Raw genomic sequence first — 19,974 nt, 5'->3', positions numbered from 1 at the left:
GGCAGTTCATGTATTCATAAAACGACAGAATTCCAGCGGTCGAGCTGCACATCAAGTTCGACAAACGCGTCAGGGCGACGATTCGCCAGCTGGGGTATCCGACCAAGAATGCGCCGAAGGGCTGGTACCGGGAGTACGAGCGGCGGTTCGACTTGCCAAGGGGCTATGCACGTTCGAAGCCCAATTATTCTCTGGAGCAGAAGGAGGTAGCTGTCAGGCACTTCCTCGATCATCGGCGCTGCATCGCATTCACCGCATTCACCATCAAGGCGCCGTATCCGATCGACAGGCCGGCGTGGTTAGGTAAGCATGGGGCGGTACTCAAACAACTTCGAACAACCCAGCCGCTCCCATTCCTCCGCCCACGCACATCGTGACAACCACATGGCGCACTCCGAGCGCCTTGCCGGCGATCAGCGCATGCCCCACAAGCCGCGAGCCCGACATGCCGAACGGATGCCCCATCGCGATCGCGCCACCGTGGATGTTCAGGCGGTCGTCAGGAATGCCCAGCCGGTCGCGGCAGTAGAGCACCTGCACTGCGAAGGCTTCGTTGAGTTCCCACAGCCCGACGTCATCGGCGCGCACACCGCAGCGCGCGAGCAGGCGCGGCACTGCAAACACCGGGCCGATACCCATCTCGTCGGGCTCGCAACCGGCCACGGCAAAGCCGCGGAAGATGCCCAGCGGCGTGAGGTTGCGCTGCTCGGCCAGCCGGCTGTTCATGAGCACGCAGGCCGAAGCACCATCGGACAGCTGGCTCGCATTGCCCGCCGTGATGTGGCCGCCTTCGATCACGGGCTTGAGCGCGGCCAGTTGCTGCGCCGATGTACTGCGCAGGCCCTCGTCGTGCGTCAGTGTGATGTCTTCACGCACATCGGGCGCGCCGTCCTTGCCGGCCACGAGCTTGCGCACGTCGATGGGCGCGATCTCTTGCGCGAAGGCGCCGGCATCGCGCGCGGCCACCGCGCGCTGCTGGCTGCGCAGGCCGTAATCGTCTTGCCTGTCACGGCCGATGCCGTAGCGGGTGGCCACGTTCTCGGCCGTCTGGATCATGGTCTGGTACACGCCCGGCACGTGCTGCTCCAGCCACGGGTCGCGCTGGCGGTAGGTGTTGGTGTGCGTATTGACCGTGAGGCTCACGGCGTCGAGCCCGCCCGCCACCACCGCGGGCACACCGTCGCACAGGATGCTGTGCGCGCCCATCGCAATGGCCTGCAGGCCCGAGCTGCAGAAGCGGTTCACGGTCACGCCCGCGGTGTGCCTGGGCAAACCGGCGCGCAGCGCGACGATGCGTCCGATGTTCATGCCCGTGCTGCCCTCGGGACGGGCCGTGCCCATGATCACGTCCTCGATCTCGTCGTGGGCTAGCCCGGCGCGTTCGACCGCGTGGCGCACGGCGTGCGCGCCGAGCACCGCGCCGTGTGTGTCGTTGAAGGCGCCGCGGTAGGCCTTGCCGATGGGCGTGCGTGCGGTGGAAACGATGACGGCATCGATGCTCATGCTTTCTCCTGCCCCGATTGACGAATCGCACCGCTCGACAGCAGCGCATCGATGACAGCGTCTGGCACGCCCGAGGCCTTCAGCACCTGCACGGTCGATTGGCCGATCTGCTGCGGCGCCGAGCGGTAGCTCGCCGGCGTGCGGCTGAGCTTGATCGGCGAGGCGATGGAGCGGTGCGTGCCGATCTCGGCCACCATGTCGCGGTGCGCCGTGTGCGGATGCGCCAGCGCTTCCACCACGTTCTGGATCACCCCGCACGGCACGCCGACGCGTGTCAGCTCGCTGAACAGCTGCTGCGCGTTGTAGGGTGCAAAGGCCGATTCGATCTCGGACTTGAGCACGAAGCGGTTCACCGCGCGATCGGCGTTGGTGGCAAAGCGCGGGTCCGTCGGAAGGTCGGTGCGGCCGACGACCTTGCACATACGCTCGAACTGCCCGTTGTTGCCCACCGCCAGGAAGATCGGCTCAGTGCCGGTCGCGTAGGTGTCGTAGGGCGCTATGTTCGGGTGGCCGTTGCCCGAGCGCAGCGGCGGCTTGCCAGTGAACAGCGTGTTGATCGAGTGCGGGTACAGCGACGACAACGCGCAGTCGTACAGCGTCGATTCGACCTGCTGACCCCGGCCGCTGCGGGTGCGCTCGACCACCGCCATCAGGATGCCGATGGCCGCGTTCAGGCCGGTGGTCACGTCGACGATCGGCACGCCCAGCCGCGTGGGCTGGCCGGCGGGTTCACCGTTGATGCTCATCAACCCCGACAGCGCCTGCACTGCCGCGTCGTAGCCGGCCAGTCCGCCCAGCGGGCCGCTGTCGCCGAATCCCGTGATGCGGCAATGAATGAGCCGCGGAAAGCGCTGCGACAGCACCTCGTGAAAGCCCATGCCCCAGCGCTCCAGCGTGCCGGTCTTGAAGTTCTCGATCAGCACGTCGGCGTCTTCGAGCAGCCGCAGCACCACCTCGCGGCCTTCGGGCACGCCCAGGTCGACGCAGATGGTCTGCTTGTTGCGGTTGATGCCCGCGAAGTAGGAGGCCATGTCGTCCTTGAAGGGCGGGCCCCAGGTGCGGGTCTCGTCGCCCGAGGGGCCTTCGACCTTGATCACGTCGGCGCCGTGGTCGCCCAGGATCTGGGCGCACAGCGGGCCGCCGAGCACGCGCGAGAGGTCGACGACCTTCAAGCCTTGGAGAGAAGTCATGGCAGTTCCGTGGTCAGTAGGGATCAGTAGGATTTGGGGAGACCGAGGACTTTCTCGGCCACGAAGCACAGGATCATCTGGGGGCTGATCGGCGCGATGCGCGGGATCAGCGATTCACGCAGATAGCGCTCCACGTGGTATTCCTTCGCGTAGCCGAAGCCGCCGTGCGTCATGACGGCCGTGAGGCAGGCCTGGTAGCCGGCCTCGGCCGCGAGGAACTTGGCGCTGTTGGCCTCGGCGCCGCAGTCGCGGCCCAGGTCGTACAGCTGCGCCGCGCGCTGCACCATGAGGTTGGCGGCTTCCAGGTTCATCCAGCGTTCCGCCAGCGGATGCTGGATCGCCTGGTTCATGCCGATGGGCCGGTCGAACACCACGCGTTCCTTGGCGTACTGCACGGCCTTTCGCAGCGCCGCGCGGCCCAGGCCCACGGCCTCGGCCGCGATCAGGATGCGCTCCGGGTTCATGCCGTGCAGGATGTATTCGAAACCCCGGCCTTCCTCGCCGATGCGGTCTTCCACCGGAATCTGCAGCCCGTCGATGAACAGCTCGTTCGAGTCGACCGCAGAGCGGCCCATCTTGTCGATCTCGCGCACCTGCACCTTGCTGCGGTCGAGCGTCGTGTAGAAAAGCGAGAGCCCGTGCTGCGGCCGCGCGCATTCCTCGATCGGCCGGGTGCGCGCGAGCAGCAGCATCTTCTCGGCCACCTGTGCGGTCGAGATCCAGACCTTCTGGCCGTGCACGACGTAGTGGTCGCCCTGGCGCACCGCGCGCGTCTTCAGCCGCGTGGTGTCCAGGCCGACGCTCGGCTCGGTCACCGCGAAGCACGCGCGCTCACGGCCCGCGATCAGCGGTGGCAGCATGCGCTGCTGCTGCTCCTGGTTGCCGAACACCACCACCGGCTGCAGGCCGAAGACGTTCATGTGGATCGCCGATGCGCCCGACATGCCCGCGCCCGAGGCCGCAATGGTCTGCACCAGCGTGGCCGCCTCGCGCATGCCCAGGCCGGCGCCGCCCAGTTCGGTGGGCATGCACACGCCGAGCCAGCCGGCCTCGGCGATCGCCTGATGGAACTCGGTCGGAAAGCCGCCTTCCTGGTCCTTGCGCAACCAGTAGGCATCGTCGAAGCGGGTGCACAGCGCCTCGACGGCGTGGCGGATCTCGTCCAGGTCCGAGTCCTGCGGGGCATGGGGAATGGGGTCTTGCATGCGTGTCTCCTGAAAACGTTTTCTTCAATCGCGCGCGGCGATGGCCTGCTGCCAGTTCGGCGCCCGCTTGCCGCGCGCAGCGGCGACGCCTTCGACGGCCTCGCTGCGCATCTGCCGCGCGAAGGTGTCGGCGGCTTCGTCGAGGTAGCCAGGCAACTCGTCGTTCCACCAGCGCCTGGCGCCGAGCACCGTATGGAGCATCTGCTTGGTCGCGGCCGAGGCGCCGGGCGCACAGGCGACGATGCGTGCCAGCAGTTCGTCGGTGCGCGCGGCCAGTTGTTCGGGGTCGGCCACGTGGTAGTCGAGCAGTCCGATGCGGTGCGCTTCGGCCGCATCGATTCGCTCGCCCGTGAGCATGAGGCGGCGCGCGGCCTGTGCGCCGATGCGTGCCGCAACGAAGGGCAGGATCTGCCCGGGAACGAGGCCGATGGCCGCTTCGGGAAAGCCGAATTTCGCACCCTGTGCGCCGATGGCGATGTCGGCCGCGCACACCAGGCCCGCACCGCCGCCCATCGCAGCGCCGCGCACACTGGCCACCACCACCTTCGGTGCGCTGCAGAGCCTGCGCAGGAAGTCGCCATAGCGCCGGTTGCTTTGGGCGATCGGGTCCTTGCCGTTGGCGCCGCGCGGCGCGTTCAGGCGATCGGCCATGTTGCCGAGGTTGCCACCCGCGCTGAATGCCTCGCCCGCGGCGGTGATGAGTACGACGCGCGCGGCGGGCATCTCGATGGCCTGCGTCAACGCGGCATCGAGCGCATCGATCATCTCGGGGCCGAGCGGGTTGCGCGCCTCGGGGCGGTTCAGTTCGATCTGGAAGACCGCGCCGCGCGACACGCAGCGCACGGGTGCATCGTGGGGGACGGTGGAGGTTGCTGTGTCCATGGTGTGCTTTGGGAGGGGAGGAAGAGGCGTATTCAGTGCAGTGCGTCAGTGCGTCAGTGCGACGAGTGCGAAGAGCCCAAAGGGCCGAGCACGCCCGCCTGCATCAGGGTGGCAATGCGTGCGTCATCGAACCGCAGTTCGCGAAGAATCTCTTGCGTGTGTTCGCCAAGCCGTGGCGCGCGCGGCACGTCGTGCATGGCATCGACGCCGGGCAGGGCCACGCCGGGCAAGGGCGCCAGCGTCGGGTCGTCCGTGCGCGCCATCGGCTGCAGCAGGCCGAGGTGACGCACCTGCGCGTCGTCGAGCAGTTGCGTGGCGTGTCGCACTTCGCTCGCCAACACGTCGCGCGCCATGAAGGCTGCGACCCATTGCGCGCTGGTCTGCGTGAGCAGAACGGCCTTCAATGCCGCATCGATCTCGCCGGCAACAGCCAGCCGGCTCGCAGCCGTGGCCATGCGCGGATCGCTGCGCCACGCGGGCCGACCGATCACCTCGCTGATGGCCGCGAACATCGCATCGCTCATTGCCGCGAGCGCGATGTGGCCGTCCGCCGTTGCGTAGAGGCCTTGCGGCACCGTCGCGGCGGTGGCCGGTGCGTCACCGCGCCAGACGTGCTCGATGAGTAGCGGGTTCTGCAGCGCCGCCATGCAGGCAAGCAGGCTCAGGTCCAGGTGTGTGCCCAGCCCTTCGGGCGAGCGTTCACGTGCGAACAGCGCGGCGCCGACGGCGTTGGCCGCGTAGAGGCCGCACGACACGTCGGCGATGTAGGGCTTGGCGGTGGCTGGCGTGCCGTCGGGTGCGCGGTTGGTCACGGCCATGCCCGAGACGGCCTGCGCGATGGCGTCGGTGCCGGGGCGTTGCGCATCGGGCCCGCTCTGGCCGAAGCCCGAGATCGACACGTAGATCGCCGACGGATTCGCCGCGCGCACCTCGGCAGGCCCCAGGCCCATGCGCTGCGCCACGCCCGGGCGAAAGCTCTGGATCAGGATGTCGGCGCGCGCCGCGAGCAGGGCGAGCAGCGCGCGGCCTTCCGGCTGCCGTGCATCGCAGGCCAGGCTGCGCTTGCCGCGGTTGAAGGCCATCGTGATCGCGGTCATGCCATCACGTGCCAGGCCGATGCGCCGGCTCCAGTCGCCGTCGAGCGGCTCTGCCTTCACCACGTCGGCCCCGAGCTGGCGCAGGATCTGGCCGCAGTACGGCCCGGCAATGCCTTGCGAGAGATCGAGCACACGCAGGCCGGCATAGGCGAGGTGCGTGCAAGCCGAGGCCATGTTCAACAGCGAGTCTCCAGTTTATTTATGAATGCCGAATCAATCATAGGTTTGGCGTCAGCGATGATCCAGTTAGATAATCCGCAAGAATCGACTGACTCTTAAGCATCGCTTATGGAAATGCGTGATCTGGACATGGGCCTGCTGCGGACCTTCGTGGCCGCAGCGGAGCGCGAGAGCTTCGCGGTGGCGGCGACGCGCGTGTTTCGCACGCAAGCGGCCGTGTCGCTGCAGATGCAGCGGCTCGAGGCCGTGGTGGGCTGCGCGCTGTTCACGCGCGTGGGGCGCAAAAAACGTCTGAGCGACCAGGGCGTGCGACTGCTGGAGTACGCGCGGCGCATCCTGAGCCTGAACGACGAGGCCTACCGCGCGATGACGCAGGAGGTCTTCGAGTACCCCGTGAAGATCGGCGCCTGCGCCGACGCGGTCGACACGCTGATGCCTGAGTACCTGGAGATGTGCGCCGAAACGTACCCGAGCCTGCGCATCGACATCCAGGTCGGTCGCAGCCGCTGGCTCGCGTCGGCCCTGCGCCGGGGCGATGTCGACCTGGTGGTCGACGTGGCACCGCACGAGGAGTTCCATCACGTCGTGCTGCGCACTTCGCCCGTGGTGTGGCTGGCCGGCGCGCGCTTTCACTACCAGCAGAACCTGGCGCTGCCGCTGGTGCTGATCGACTCGGCCTGCCCGTTTCGCGGCATGGCGCTGGAGGCGCTGGCGCAGCAGGAGCGCAACTGGCGCCCGACGTTCCAGACCTCGACGCTGGCCGGCATCCGCGCGGCGCTGCGTGCGGGGCTGGGCATCACGCCGCGCACCATCGAGATGCTGACCTCCGACATGAAGGTGGTCGATCACGAGTTGGGCCTGCCGCCGCTGCCGTCGATCAGCTACCGGCTGTATTCGCGCGTGAACGACTGCAGCGAGAGCGCCCAGAAGTTCAGCGCATTGATCGCGCCGCGCTGAAGCATCTGCATCGGCTCAGGGCTGCTGCATGCCCGTGTCGCGGATGATCTTGCCCCAGGCCACCGTGTCGCGCTGCTGCAGCGCGCGCAGGTGCTGCGGCGAGGCCGGCGTGGGCAGCAAGCCCTTGGCCTGCAGGAACTCGCGGCCTTCGGGTGCCTCGAGTGCTTCGCCGATCCAGGCGGCAAGCTGCGTCGACACGGCCGGCGGCGTCGAGGCCACGGCGCTCCAGATGGCGATCCACGAGGCCACGTCGAAGCCGGCGTAGCCCGACTCCGCCAGCGTCGGCACCTCGGGCAGTTGCGTGAGCCGGCTGGCGGTCGACACTGCGAGCGCGACCGCCTTGCCGGCCTTGATCTGCGGCAGCGCCGTGGCTGCGTCGCAGAAGTAGAAGTCGAACTGCCCGCCGAGCAGGTCGGTCATCGCCTGGCCGCTGGCGCGGTAGGGCACGTTGACGGCCTTCATGCGCGTGACCTGGCGAAACTGCTCGCCCGCGATGCGGTTGCCCACGCTGGTGCTCGCGAACGACAGGTTGCGGTCGCCTTCGCCGGCCCAGCCGACGAACTCCTTGAGCGTGCGCTGTGCAATGCGCTGCGGGTTCACGAGCAGCACGAAAGGCGCCTGTGCCAGCGTGGCCAGTGGCGTGAAGTCGGCCACCGGGTCGAATGGCAGCTTCTTGTAGATGGTGGCGTTGGCCGCATGCGTCGAGGCGCCTGACACCAGCAGCGTGTAGGCCTCGCTGCCGGCGCGCGCGGCGGCCTCGGCGGCGATGTTGCCGTCGACGCCGGGCTTGTTTTCCACCACCACGGCGCGGCCGCTCCTGCGCGAGATCTTCTCAGCGAGGTAGCGCGCGATGGTGTCGCTCGCGCTGCCCGCGCCGTAGGCCACGATCACGTGCACGGGTTTCTCCAGAGCCTGCGCGCTGGCCGCGAACGGCACGCCGGTGGCAAGTGCCGCAGCGAGCGCGGTGGCGAGGAACTGTCTTCTGGCGGTCGGCATGTGGTGTCTCCTTTTTGTGATCGATTCCGGGACGTCGGACGCTCAGGGGGCGGCCGTCAGCAGGGCACGGGGGCAGGACACCTCCATGTCGAGCAGCATCTGGGCGTAGCACTTGCCGAGGGGGTCGGAGCGCAGGCTGCACGAGCCGCCGCCGCCGAGCGCGCGCTCGAGAAGGAAGTTGAAGGCGCCGATGCCGGGCAGCGCGAAACGCGTGACCTGGCCCTCCATGAGGTGCGCGAAGTAGTCGCGCACGCGCGCCGCGGTGAGCTGTTGCTGCAGCACCGGCACCCATTCGGGCCGGCGCGCGAGCACGCCGATATTGGCGTCGTTGCCCTTGTCGCCGCTGCGTGCCTGCGCCAGGCGCGACAGGGGCACGCGCACGCTGTCGGCTTCTTCGATGCTGGATGTCGGCATGTCGGCCTGCGATGTCGCTGTGGCACCGCGCCCATCCGCAGGCTGCGTCGGCAGCGCCAGCGTGACCGCGGGTTCGCGCGCATCGACCTGCAGCCGCACCGGCACCTGCGCCTTGTCGATGTAGTACGACGCCGTGCAGATCACACCCTGCACATCGGAGCGCCCGCCGAAGTGGCTGCGCGTGCCCGGCCCCATCGAGGTGCCGGCCGAAGCGGACTCCTTCTGCAGGATCTCCAGCGCCTTGCGGTCATCGTGCTGTGCCGCGATGCGCAGCACGATCTCGCGGCTTTCTTCCACGCGGCGGTGCGGGCCGTACATCGACTCGGCGCCCAGCAGCTCGACCAGCGTGCCGCTGTAGTCGGCAAAGCCCTGCGCGTGCATCAGGCGCCGCGTGCGCGCGAGCAACTCCTGCGCGGTGCGCTCGGCCTTGGCCTTGGCGCGCTGCCCGCGGATCGCCATCATGATCGCGATCTGGAAGCCCTTCTGGAACGTGGCCGTGACCTTGTAGACGTTCGACGGCGCCTGCCCGCGCGCGCCGGTGACGCGCACGCGGTCGTCGCCGCTGTCCTCGATGCGCACCTGCGTGAAGTCGCAGACCACGTCGGGCAGGACGTAGCGCGCGGGGTCGCCGATCTCGTAGAGCAACTGCTCGGCCACGGTCGCGCGATGGATGCACCCGCCCGTGTGCGCGGGCTTGGACAGCTCGAAGCTGCCGTCGGCGCGCAGCTCGACGATCGGATAGCCGATGCCGGCCCAGTCGGGGACGTTTTCCCAGTCGGTGAACAGGCCCCCGGTGGCCTGCGCGCCGCATTCGATCAGGTGACCCGCGAGACTGGCCTGGGCCAGCTTGTCGTACTCGTCGAACGACCAGCCGAACTCGTAGGCCGCAATGCCCAGCAGCGAGGCGCTGTCGACGCAGCGGCCGGTGATGACGATGTCGGCGCCTGCGCGCAAGGCCTCGGCGATGGGCCAGGCGCCCAGGTACGCGTTGGCCGACATCAGCGGCGCGGGAGCGGCCGTGGCGGTGCCGGCTCCGGGCGCGTCGCGAAACTGCGCGCCGAGTTCGAGCACGTCATCGCCCGTGACGATGGCGATCCGCGGCGAGAGCCCTTGTTCATGCGCGAGCGCCAGCAGCGCATCGCGGCACTTCGCGGGGTTCAGGCCGCCGGCATTGGAGACCAGGCGCACCTTGCGTTCCATCAGCGCACGCAGGTTCGGCTTCACGGCGGTGGTGATGAAGTCGGTCGCGTAGCCGAGGTCGGGGTTGCGCAGGCGCGCGCGCTGAAGAATCGACATCGTGGTCTCGGCCAGGTAGTCGAACACCAGGTAGTCGAGCTTGGGCGCCTGCAGCAGCTGCGGCACGGCGATCTGCGAGTCGCCCCAGAAGCCGGAGGCGCCGCCGATGTAGAGGGTTCGGTCCGCGGCGGGCGCGCAGGTGTGTGCGGTCGTGTTCATTCGGCGACGAGCTCCATCAGCACCTGGCCGGCGCTGAGCTGGCTGCCCACCTCCACCAGGATCTGTCCCACCACCCCCGCGCCGGGGGCACACAACGGCATTTCCATCTTCATCGACTCCATCACCACCAGCGGCTGGTTTGCTTCGACCCGGTCGCCGCTCTTCACCGGCAGCGCGATCACGCGGCCACTCATCGGCGCACGCACGCCCAGGTCCTGCGCGCCGTCGCTGTTGCCGCTGCCAAAGCGCGTGACGCGCTGGTAGCGGTGTGCGTCGGCCCCGTCCTGCACCCACACGCTGTCGGCGTCGGGGCTGAAGAAGGCGAGCCGGCGGTAGAGGCCGTCGATGGCGCAGCCGATCTCGCCGTCGGCGATGTGCAGGCTGTCGACATGGCGCGGCGCTTCCGCGTCGCTGGCGGTGGCAGCCGCCGCATGCACGCCGACATCCAGGCTGCCATCGGCCCTGTGCGCGATGGACACGCGCAGCGCTTCGCCGCCGGGGCTGTGCCGGGTGGCGGTGGCTGCGTCGAACGAGGACACGAACCACAGCTCGCTGGCCGGGCACAGCCGTGCTTCAGCGGCGTTGGACATGGTGGCCATGCCGCTGAGCACCAGCGCCGCCACGGTCTCGGCGTGCGCCGATGGCCGGGCCTGCCAGTGCACGCCGTGCAGGTCTTCCTGCCCGAGGAAGCCGGTGGTGGCTTCGCCCGCGCGAAACACGGGGTGCTGCAGGCAGCGCGAGAGAAAGCCCAGGTTGGAGCGCACACCGAGCAGCACCGTGCGTTCGCAGGCCCGCACGAGCTTGCCCAGGCACTCGTCGCGGCTGGGCGCGACGGCCAACACCTTGGCGACCATCGAGTCGTAGTACGGGCTCACCGCCGTGCCGCTTTCGAGTGCGGTGTCGGTGCGCACGTCGGGCGCGGCGCGCCAGCGGTCGACGCGGCCGACCTGCGGCATGAAGCCTGCCGCCGGATCTTCGGCGCACACGCGCAGTTCGATCGCATGGCCCTGAAAGCGCACGTCGTCCTGCGCAAAGCCCAGCGGCTCGCCCTGGGCCACGCGCAGCTGCTGCTCGACGAGGTCCAGCCCCGTGATCAGCTCCGTCACGCCGTGCTCGACCTGCAGCCGCGTGTTCATTTCCATGAAGTAGAACGAGCGGTCGGCGCCCAGCAGGAACTCGAGCGTGCCGACGCCGGTGTAGCCGATGGCGGCGCAGGCCTTGCGTGCGATCTCGCCCATCTCGTGACGCAGCGAGGCATCGACGGCGGGCGAGGGCGCTTCCTCGATCACTTTCTGGAAGCGCCGCTGCGTGGAGCAGTCGCGCTCGCCCAGATGCAGCTGGTGGCCGTGCTCGTCGCACAGCACCTGGATCTCGATGTGGCGCGCGCGTTCGATCGCGCGTTCGATGATGATCTCGTCGGAGCCGAAGGCGCTGGCCGCTTCGGAGCGGGCCTGGCGCAGCAGCTCGGGCAGTGCGCTTTCCTCGTGCACCACGCGCATGCCGCGCCCGCCGCCGCCGGCAGCGGCCTTGAGGATCACCGGGTAGCCGACGCGCCGCACGGCCTCCAGCACCTGCGCATCGCTGCCCGAGGCGGGCGCACCCGGCACGGTGGGCACGCCCGCCTCGCGCATCGCGGCCTTGGCCTGGGCCTTGTTGCCCATGAGGTCGATCACGCGGGCCGAGGGCCCGACGAAAACCAGCCCGGCGTCGGCCACGGCCTGCGCGAAGGCGGCGTTCTCTGAAAGAAAGCCGTAGCCCGGGTGCACGGCCTGGGCGCCCGTGCGCCGGCAGGCCTGGAGGATGGCGTCGATGTTGCGGTAGCTGGCGTTGGCTTCGGCGGGTCCGAGGCGCACTGCGAGGTCGGCCTCGCGCACATGCAGGCTGCCGGCGTCGGCGTCTGAGTACACCGCGACGGTGCGCAGGCCCATGCGGCGCGCGGTGCGCAACACGCGCAGGGCGATCTCGCCGCGGTTGGCGATCAGCAGGGTGTCGAAGCGCATGGTCAGGCGGCGCGCTTGGGCAGGATGCCCATGTGCTTGCAGATGATGGTGAGCATGATTTCGTCGGCGCCGCCGCCGATGGAGATGAGCCGCAGGTCGCGCCAGGCGCGCGAGACGGAGTTGTCCCAGGTGAAACCCATGCCGCCCCAGTACTGCAGGCAGGAGTCGGTGACCTCGCGGCACAGCCGGCCGGCCTTGAGCTTGGCCATCGAGGCCAGCTCCGTCATGTCGCCGTCGGCCATGTGGACTTGCGCGGCGCGGTAGATCAGCGAGCGCAGCAGTTCGATCTCGGTCTTGAGCTCGGCCATGCGGAAATGCACCACCTGGTTGTCCAGGATCGACTGGCCGAACGCCTTGCGCTGGCGCGTGTAGTCGATGGTCTCGTGCACCGCGTTCATCAGCGCGGTGACGCGCCGCGTGGCGCCGCTCAGGCGTTCTTCCTGGAACTGCTTCATCTGGTAGATGAAGCCCTTGCCCTCTTCGCCGATGCGGTAGCGCTGCGGCACGCGCACGTCGTCGAAGAACACCTGCGCGGTGTCGGACGACCACATGCCGACCTTCTTGATCTTGTTCATCGTGATGCCGGGGCGCAGCTTGCCGTTCTCGCGCAGCGGCAGACAGATCAGCGACTTGTTGCGATGCGGGTCATCGCCGCCGGTGTTGGCCAACAGGCACATCCAGTCGGCCTGCAGGCCGTTGGTGATCCACATCTTGGAGCCGTTGATCACGTAGTCGTCGCCGTCCTTGCGCGCCGTGGTCTTCACCGAGGCCACGTCGGAGCCGGCGCCGGCTTCGGAGACCCCCAGGCACACGACGTAGTCGCCTGCCACCGTGGGCTTGAGAAAACGCTCGCGCAGCTCGTCGGAGCCGAAGCGCGCCAGTGCCGGCGTCGCCATGTCGGTCTGCACCGCGATGGCCATGCCCACGCCGCCGGCGCCAATGCCACCGATGGCCTCGCAGAAGGCGATCTCGTAGGAGTAGTCCAGACCCATGCCGCCGAATTCCACGGGCTTGTTCACGCCGAGAAAGCCGGCGTTGCCGAGCTTCTTGAAGATGTCGTGCGCGGGAAAGATCTCGGCGGCTTCCCATTCGTCGATGTGCGGCGTGATCTCGCGCGCGATGAACTGGCGAACGCTGTCTTGGAGGGCGATGTGTTCTGGGGTCAGCATGGTCTGTGAGGCGGAAGGAAAGAGGGTGGATGAAAAGAAGGAAGGAAGAGGGCGGCCGCTCAGCGCGGCCGCTCCCAGTCGTAGCGAAAGGGCGTGCCGCTCGCGAAGTCATCGATGGCCTGCCGGTGGAAGTCCGAGTGGAAGAAGATGGCCTGCGCCGCCGCCTCCATCTCGACCAGCGCCCTCGCGTCGAGGTGGAAGGACTGGTTCAGGATGCGCTTGCTCGCGCCGATGGCGGCGGTCGGCCCTTGTGCGAGGCGGCGCGCGAGCGCGATGGACTCGTCCATCAGCCGCTCGCCCGGATGCACCGCGCGTGCGATGCGCAAGGCGAGCGCCTCGGCCACGTCGACCTTGCGGCCCGTGAAGATGATGTCCTTGGCCAACTGCAGGCCGACGATGCGCGGCAGCGTGAAGAACAGGCCCGTGTCGGGCACCAGGCCGACGCGGCTGAACGAGGCTCGAAAGTACGCCTCGGGCGCGCACAGGATGAAGTCGGCCGCCAGTGCCAGCCCAAAGCCCGCGCCGATGGCCGGGCCGTTGACCGCGGCGATCACCGGCATCTCCAGGTCCATCAGCGGCTGCACCCAGTCGTGCAACTGGTAGAGGCGGCGCCGGTCGAAGTCGGCGCTGCGCTCGGAGCCCTTCAGGTGCCGCAGGTCGCCGCCGCTGCAGAAGGAAGGGCCCTCGCCGGTGATGACCAGTGCGCCGAGCTCGCGGTCATGCGACAGCTCGGCCAGCAGGCGTCGCAGCTCGGTCTTGAGTGTTTCGCTCAGGCTGTTGTGCTGCGCCGGGCAGCGCAGCGTGAGCAGGCCGATCCGGTTCTCGACCACCTCGAACGACAGTGATGTGCAGGCGAATGACATCTCGTGCGTCGCGTGTTCAGTTGGCGACCATCTGCGCGGCCTTGATCGCCTGGCCCCAGCGCAGCGTTTCGCGCTGTTGCAGCGTGCGCAATGCCTCGGGAGAGCCGGGGTAGGGCAGCAGGCCCTGCTTCTCGAGAAACTGCCGGCCGGCCGGCGAGCCCATGGCGTCGTTGATCGCGGTGCTGGCGGCGCGCACCAGATCGGGCGGCGTGCCCGCGCTGGTCCAGACCGCGAGCCATGAGGCGAAGTCGAAGTCAGGAAAGCCCGACTCGGCGATGGTCGGCAGGTCGGGCGCGGCCGGCAGGCGCTCGGCCACCGTCACGCCCAGCGCGATCGCGCGGCCCGCGTGCACCTGCTGCAGCGCATTGACGGCGTCGGCGATGTAGAAGTCCACGTGCCCGCCAAGCAGGTCGGTCATGGCCTGCGCGCCCGACTTGTAGGCCACGTTCACGGCCTCGAATTTCGCGGTGAGCTTGAGCTGCTCGACACCGACGCGGCTGGCCACGGCGGCGCTGGCGTAGGTCAGCTTGCCGGGGTTGGCGCGGGCATGGGCGATGAAATCCTTCAGGGTGCGCGCCGCCAGGCGGTTGCCATTGATCAGCAGCACGTAGGGCACGCGCGCATAGGTGGTGACGGGGGCGAAGTCCTTCTCGGGGTCGAAGGGCAGCGACTTGTAGAGGTGAACGTTGGCGGCGTGCGTGTTGTTGCCGGTCACGAGGAAGGTGTGGCCGTCGGGGGCCGAACGCGCCACCACTTCGGCCGCGAGGTTGCCGTCGGCGCCCGGTCGGTTGTCGACCACCACGGGCTGCTTGCTGCGCTCGGCGATCTGGTTCGCGAAGAAGCGCGTCACCGCGTCGGACGCGGATCCGCCGGCGGCGGCGCCCACGATGAACTTCACGGTCTTGGTCGGCCAGACGGCCTTGGGCTGCGCGTTCGCGAAGGGGCCGAAGCCTGCGGCCAGGCTGGCCATGGTGGCCAGCATCACACGTCGATCGATGGTCATTTGTCTCGTCTCTTGTTGTCGTGTGGAAGAGCAGGGTGCGCGTCAGAAGCGCGCGACGCCGAACTGGATCGGGATGACGGGGCGTGCCTTTGCGGCGGCGGCGGTCCTGAGCACCACGCCGAGCACGTCCCGGGTGTCGCGCGGATCGATGATTCCGTCGTCCAGCAGCAGGCTGCTGGTGTAGATGGCGGTCGACTGTTCGTTGAAGTTGTCGACGATCTCGCGGCTCTCCTGGGCCAGCGCGTCCTCGTCGACCGCGCGGCCCGCGCGCCGTGCGGCGCCCTCGGCCACCATGCGCATGGTCATCGCGGCCTGCTCGCCGCCCATGACCGCGGTCCTGGCGTTGGGCCACGAGAAGAGGAAATCGGGCTTGAACGCGCGCCCGCACATGCCGTAGTTGCCGGCGCCGAAAGAGGCGCCGCACAGCAGCGTGATGCGCGGCACCGGCGCATTCGACAGCGCCTGGATCAGCTTGGCGCCGTGCTTGATCATCCCGGCTTCTTCGTGCGCGCGCCCGACGATGAAGCCGGTGATGTTCTGCAGGAACAGGATCGGGCGGTCCAGTTGCACGCACAGCTGGATGAACTCGGCGGCCTTGGTGGCACCCGCCGGATCGAGTGGGCCGTTGTTGGTGAGGATGCCGACCGGCTGGCCGTGCACGCTGGCGTAGCCGCACACGGTGGGCGCGCCGTACAGCTGCTTGAACTCGTGGAAGTCGGAGTCGTCGACCAGCCGCGCGATGACCTCGCGCATGTCCACCGGCGTGCGCGCGTCGGCCGGCATCACGCCCAGCAGGTCTTCGCGGTCATGGCGCGGCGGGCGGATCGGCGATGCAGGCAATGCCGCGGTGTCGGTCCAGCCGATCGAGCGCAGGATGTCGCGGATGCGCGCGATGCCGTCCAGGTCGTTCTCGGCCACGTAGTCGGCCAGGCCCGAGGTGCGCGCGTGCATGTCGGCGCCGCCGAGTTCTTCCTCGGTGGCTTCTTCGCCGGTGGCCGCCTTCAGCAGCGCGGGCCCCGCAAGAAAGGCGCGCGCCTGCTGCCGCACCATGACCACGTAGTCGGACAGGCCCGGCAGGTAGGCGCCGCCGGCGGCCGACGAGCCGTGAATGAGCGAGATCACCGGCAGCCCCGCCGCCGACAGCCGCGCGAGGTTGTAGAACATGCCGCCGCCGACGATGAAGCGCTCGACGCGGTACTTCTTGAGGTTGCCACCCGCGCTTTCGACCAACTGCACGAAAGGCAGCTTGTGCGAGAGCGCGATCTCCTGCGCGCGGATCAGCTTCTGGCCGGTGAGCGACTGCATCGCGCCGGCGCTGATGCCTGCGTCGTTCACGGCGACCATGCAGCGCACGCCCGAGATGTGGCCGATGCCCACGATCAGCGCGCTGCCCGGGATGCTGGTGGCCGGGTCGCGGTCCTCGATGCCGCAATAGCCTGCCAGCGTCATCAGTTCGAGAAAGGGGCGGCCCGGGTCCAGCAGGTGGGCGAGCCGTTCGCGCGGCAGCAGCTTGCCGCGTTCGTGGAAATTGGCCGCCGAACGCCCGGAGCGCAGGACCGCGCGCTGCTCGAGTGCACGCACCTGTTCCACGAGGTCCAGCATGTGGGCTTTGTTGCGTGTGTACGCGGGACTGGCGGGTGCCAGATTCGATGCAAGTGTGGCCATCTGCTCCTCATCGATCGTGTCGCCTGCAAGGCGCCACATGGGTTGTCTCGTCCACGGTGCGGTGCCGTGCATGCCCTGTCTGTCCAGGGGAATGATGGCAGTGGTGGGCACCGAATTCCATCAAGATTTACAGGCCTGATCGATAAGGGGTGTTTATGGATTATTCGGATAGTTCCCGGGAATGAATCAGGGTTTCAGAGGAGGAACTGAAAACTGGGTGTTGTGTCAGCCATGATGGCCGAAGGGAAAACTGTCGGGGCTGCTAATGAATCGCAGCGACCGGCAAAACTCTGGGGCCCCATCACCACACATGGATCTGACTCGTGAGCTATGCGCTCCACGGCTCGTGCACTCTCCTGCCGTGCACAACGCGATGACGGCTACCTGCTTCATCACGGGCGGCCGCGATACTCCCGGGACCGGCCCTTCAACGCATTCTTGGTCGGATACCCCAGCTGGCGAATCGTCGCCCCGGCGCGTTTGCCGAGCTTGATGTACAGCGCGACCGCTCGAATTCTGTCTTCGTACGAATACATGAACGACCTCCTGGTAGTCCAGGTTTTCGTCCGCATCCCCATTGAGGGAATTGCTCGCGTGCTTGCCGGATGTGTCGTGCGCAGCCTGTTGATCGATCCGCAGCATCCGACTGTGCAAGGCCTTCCGCTTTTCGCGGAGGGCTAGTCGTTGGCACGCTGAAGTCCTCCATCAGAAGATCGGGCTGCTTGCGAGTATTGGGGACTCGACACGAGTCGGGCATGGCCTTCGAACGTTTTGGGGCATTGAACCTCCCTGTCCTGGGCCTCGCCATTCATGGAAGCCAAGTACATCGCGACGAGCTTCTGAACGAAAGGCCGAGGTATGCCCCCAACCCAAAATCAGGGCCCGACCAAGACGGCCCCCAGGCGGGGTACCAGCGTCCGATGGACACGGGCGCCGGCTCCAGGCGCATGCCCGCGCGCTCTAGGAACTGGGCAATGTCCCACGGCCGCCCGAGGGTGCGCCTTTGGGTCTTCAGAACTTCGCGCGCAGCGTCAGCTGCACCTCGCGCCCAGGTCCCGGCAGGATCAGGTTGTCCACGCTGCCATGGGCCGACACGTGGTATTTGCGGTTTGCGATGTTCTTCAGGTTCAGCGCGATCTCGTAGCGCTCGGTCTTGTAGTTGGCCGCGAGGTCGGCGGTCAGGTACGAGGGCAGCGTGACGAGGTTGCTCAGCGACGCATAGCGCGCGCTGACGTAGTTCAGGCCGCCGCCGGCGCTGAAGCCATGGCCGAGGTCTTTCATGGCCCACACGAAGGCCGAGTGGCGCGGCGTGAGCGCGGCGGTCTTGCCCTGCACCGGGATCGCGGCGCCCACCGGCAGCTGCAGCGAGCTCACGGTGGCGAGCGACTTGGTCATCTTCGCGTCGAGGTACGCATAGCCCGCGCTCACGTCCCAGCGGCCCGGCAGACGGCCGTTGAGCGCAAGCTCCAGGCCGTTGGTGCGCTGCGTGCCGACGTTGATCTGGCGGCGCGGGTTGTTCGGGTCGGTGTTCTTGATGCCCGAGCGCTCCAGGTTGAACAGCGCGGTCGTGAGGTTCAGGCCGCCGTCGAGCAGGTCGAACTTGGCGCCGATTTCCTTGTTGACGGTGATCTCGGGCGCGTTGTCGATGTTGCCGGTGGACAGCGCAAAGTTCTCGCCCGAAGGCTGGAACGAGCGGCTGTACGACACGTAGTACGACTGCACTGCGTCGGGCTGCCACACCACGCCGGCGCGCGGGCTGAACTTGCGGTCGGTGCGCTCCAGCGGCGCGAGCTTGCGCTCGAAGCTCGTGTCCTGCTTGAACACGTCGTAGCGTCCGCCGATCAGCGCCTTCCATTGCGGTGCCAGCGTGATCTGGTCCTGGAAGTACACGGCCGCGGTCTTGAACTCGCTGTTGCTCGGGATCGCACCGTCGGCCAGATAAGTGGCGAGTGGAATGGGCAGCGGGTCAGCCACCGGATTGAACAGGCTCACGCGCTGGGCGCCCACCGCGGACGACACGCTGAACAGGCGCTTGCGCTGCACGCCGAACTCGGCGCCGACCAGCCACTCCTGCTTGAAGCCGCCCAGGTCGTTGCGCCAGGTCAGGTCGGTCTGGTTGAACCAGCCGCTCTCGTCGCGGTCGACAATGCCGCGCGTGCGGCCCACCGTCAGGCGCACCGGGTCGGTGGTGCCGCTGGGCAGCGTGTTGTTGCGGTCCAGGTGGTAGCTCGAATAGCGCGTGGTGTTGCGCAGACTCAGCGCGTCGCTGAAGCGGTGGTTCAGCGTGGCGGTGAAGGTCTGCACCTTGCTGGTCACGGTGTCGTCGCGCTTGCCGTGCGCGGAGCCGTAGTAGGCGCCGATGGGCACGTCGACCGGGCGGCCGTTGAGCGCCGGAATGCCGAAGTCGGTGAGGCGCTGGTCGCGCAGGTTGGTGTACTGCAGCAGCAGGTCGGTCTGCGGGCTGAACTTGATCGCCAGCGAGGGCGCGATGTTGTAGCGGTCGGTGAACTGCTGGTCGCGGTAGCTGTCCGACTTCTCGCCCGCCACGTTCAGGCGAAAGGCCATGTTCTCGCCGATGGGCGTGTTCAGGTCGAGCGTGCTGCGCGTGTAGTGGTGGCTGCCCAGGCCCAGCGACACCTCGCCGAAGCGGCGCTCGAACACGGGCTTCTTGGTCACGCGGTTGATCAGGCCGCCCGAGGAGCCGCGGCCGTAGAGCACGGCGGCGGGGCCCTTGAGCACCTCGATACGCTCGGTGTCCGACAGGTCGCGAAAGTACAGCGCGTCGTCGCGCACGCCGTCCACGAACCAGTCGGAGATGCCGCTGAAGCCGCGGATCACGACCTGGTCGCGCTGGCCGTCGCCATGGTTGAAGCTCACGCCCGGCACGTTGCGCAGCGCGTCCTGCATTGACACGGCGCCCTGGTCGCGCAGCAGCTGCTCGGGCAACACGTTGACGGCCTGCGGCACGTCGCGCAGCGGCGCGCTGCCCTTGGTGGCGGTGCTGGCCGCGGCGGGGGCATAGCCCTTGTCGTCCTCGGCGCTGACGGTCACTTCCTTCAGCGTCGAGGCGGCGGGGGCTTGCGCCAGTGCGTTGCCGCCCAGCGACGCGAGGGCGGCGCCGGCGAGCAGGGAAAGGCGCCACAGCGGGCGCGACGGGGGAGCGGTACGGAAAGAGGGCTTCATGTTGTCCAGATTTTTGAAGGGCGTCGCGTGCACGGCGGCCGCGCACGCGCACGGCATGGCCTTCGTCGGCGGGACGAAGGGCGATGTCGTGCCTTGCCTTGAAAAAATCTGGGTGAGGCGAGGGCTGCTCGGTGGAAGCTCCGCCGGCGGCCCCCTCGGTGACGGCCGCAAGTCGCGGCGGTCCGAATTGTAAAGTTCCAAATGCGAAAAAT

16 protein-coding genes and 1 pseudogene are annotated in these 19,974 nt (G+C 68.2%); 3 read left to right on the top strand and 14 right to left on the bottom strand.

Going from position 1 to position 19,974, the window contains the following annotated elements:
* Window positions 1-29 precede the first annotated feature (29 nt).
* Window positions 30-302, top strand: a pseudogene (locus ASD34_RS27810) (IS3 family transposase); the annotation flags it as partial.
* 19 nt (window positions 303-321) lie between these two features.
* On the opposite strand, the gene ASD34_RS03775 reads toward ASD34_RS27810, so the two are convergent.
* Genes ASD34_RS03775 through ASD34_RS03755 form a run of 5 tightly spaced genes read right to left on the bottom strand, consistent with a single transcriptional unit; the run spans window position 322 to window position 6,051 of the window.
* Window positions 322-1,503 (bottom strand): acetyl-CoA C-acyltransferase, encoded by a 1,182-nt coding sequence (locus ASD34_RS03775; protein WP_056572893.1) that lies wholly within the window; start codon window positions 1,501-1,503, stop codon window positions 322-324.
* The gene (locus tag ASD34_RS03770; RefSeq protein WP_056572890.1) at window positions 1,500-2,693 is read right to left on the bottom strand and encodes a CaiB/BaiF CoA transferase family protein; all 1,194 of its coding nucleotides are present in this window, start codon (window positions 2,691-2,693) and stop codon (window positions 1,500-1,502) included. The genes ASD34_RS03775 and ASD34_RS03770 overlap by 4 nt, the downstream gene beginning before the upstream one ends.
* 23 nt (window positions 2,694-2,716) lie before the next feature.
* Window positions 2,717-3,898 carry an acyl-CoA dehydrogenase family protein gene (locus ASD34_RS03765; RefSeq protein ID WP_056572887.1) on the bottom strand — a complete coding sequence of 394 codons (1,182 nt, stop codon included), beginning with the start codon at window positions 3,896-3,898 and terminating at the stop codon, window positions 2,717-2,719.
* Window positions 3,899-3,922: 24 nt separating this feature from the next.
* Entirely contained in the window at window positions 3,923-4,780 is an 858-nt protein-coding gene (locus ASD34_RS03760) for an enoyl-CoA hydratase/isomerase family protein (RefSeq protein ID WP_056572884.1), read from the bottom strand.
* Between the two features lie 53 nt (window positions 4,781-4,833).
* Window positions 4,834-6,051, bottom strand: a complete 1,218-nt coding sequence (locus ASD34_RS03755) for a CaiB/BaiF CoA transferase family protein (RefSeq protein ID WP_056573251.1) — start codon at window positions 6,049-6,051, stop codon at window positions 4,834-4,836.
* Between the two features lie 114 nt (window positions 6,052-6,165).
* Here ASD34_RS03755 and ASD34_RS03750 point away from each other — a divergent pair, with 114 nt between their 5' ends.
* A complete protein-coding gene (locus tag ASD34_RS03750; RefSeq protein ID WP_200937515.1) occupies window positions 6,166-7,014 on the top strand; it encodes a LysR substrate-binding domain-containing protein in 849 nt (282 codons plus the stop codon).
* 15 nt (window positions 7,015-7,029) lie between these two features.
* Here the strand turns inward: ASD34_RS03750 and ASD34_RS03745 are convergent, their stop codons facing one another.
* The 9 genes from ASD34_RS03745 to ASD34_RS03705 form a co-directional block, all read right to left on the bottom strand.
* Complete coding sequence (locus ASD34_RS03745; RefSeq protein ID WP_056572881.1) at window positions 7,030-8,010, bottom strand: Bug family tripartite tricarboxylate transporter substrate binding protein; 981 nt, start codon at window positions 8,008-8,010, stop codon at window positions 7,030-7,032.
* A 42-nt stretch (window positions 8,011-8,052) separates the two neighbouring features.
* Window positions 8,053-9,879 (bottom strand): acyclic terpene utilization AtuA family protein, encoded by a 1,827-nt coding sequence (locus ASD34_RS03740; RefSeq protein ID WP_056572878.1) that lies wholly within the window; start codon window positions 9,877-9,879, stop codon window positions 8,053-8,055.
* Window positions 9,876-11,879, bottom strand: coding sequence for an acetyl/propionyl/methylcrotonyl-CoA carboxylase subunit alpha (locus ASD34_RS03735; RefSeq protein ID WP_056572875.1), 2,004 nt, complete (start codon window positions 11,877-11,879; stop codon window positions 9,876-9,878). Before ASD34_RS03735 ends, ASD34_RS03740 begins: the two co-directional genes overlap by 4 nt.
* Window positions 11,880-11,881: 2 nt before the next feature.
* The gene (locus ASD34_RS03730; RefSeq protein ID WP_056572872.1) at window positions 11,882-13,048 is read right to left on the bottom strand and encodes an acyl-CoA dehydrogenase family protein; all 1,167 of its coding nucleotides are present in this window, start codon (window positions 13,046-13,048) and stop codon (window positions 11,882-11,884) included.
* A 59-nt stretch (window positions 13,049-13,107) separates the two neighbouring features.
* The gene (locus tag ASD34_RS03725; protein ID WP_056572869.1) at window positions 13,108-13,911 is read right to left on the bottom strand and encodes an enoyl-CoA hydratase/isomerase family protein; all 804 of its coding nucleotides are present in this window, start codon (window positions 13,909-13,911) and stop codon (window positions 13,108-13,110) included.
* A gap of 16 nt (window positions 13,912-13,927) precedes the next feature.
* Window positions 13,928-14,914: a Bug family tripartite tricarboxylate transporter substrate binding protein gene (locus ASD34_RS03720; RefSeq protein WP_056572865.1), complete on the bottom strand. Its 987-nt coding sequence runs from the start codon at window positions 14,912-14,914 to the stop codon at window positions 13,928-13,930.
* Between the two features lie 42 nt (window positions 14,915-14,956).
* A complete protein-coding gene (locus ASD34_RS03715) occupies window positions 14,957-16,579 on the bottom strand; it encodes an acyl-CoA carboxylase subunit beta (RefSeq protein ID WP_056573246.1) in 1,623 nt (540 codons plus the stop codon).
* 392 nt (window positions 16,580-16,971) lie between these two features.
* Window positions 16,972-17,115 carry a hypothetical protein gene (locus ASD34_RS03710; protein ID WP_157609619.1) on the bottom strand — a complete coding sequence of 48 codons (144 nt, stop codon included), beginning with the start codon at window positions 17,113-17,115 and terminating at the stop codon, window positions 16,972-16,974.
* Between the two features lie 475 nt (window positions 17,116-17,590).
* On the bottom strand, window positions 17,591-19,762 hold the full coding sequence (locus ASD34_RS03705) for a TonB-dependent receptor (RefSeq protein WP_056573242.1): 2,172 nt from the start codon (window positions 19,760-19,762) through the stop codon (window positions 17,591-17,593).
* Between ASD34_RS03705 and ASD34_RS27405 the strand changes: the two genes are divergently transcribed.
* Window positions 19,761-19,955 (top strand): hypothetical protein, encoded by a 195-nt coding sequence (locus ASD34_RS27405; RefSeq protein ID WP_157609618.1) that lies wholly within the window; start codon window positions 19,761-19,763, stop codon window positions 19,953-19,955. The two genes, ASD34_RS03705 and ASD34_RS27405, sit on opposite strands and share 2 nt — an antisense overlap.
* Window positions 19,956-19,974 lie beyond the last annotated feature (19 nt).

This window comes from Variovorax sp. Root473 (genome assembly GCF_001426505.1).
In the GTDB taxonomy this organism is placed as follows: Bacteria; Pseudomonadota; Gammaproteobacteria; order Burkholderiales; family Burkholderiaceae_C; genus Variovorax.
This window is presented reverse-complemented; position numbering and strand designations above follow the sequence as displayed.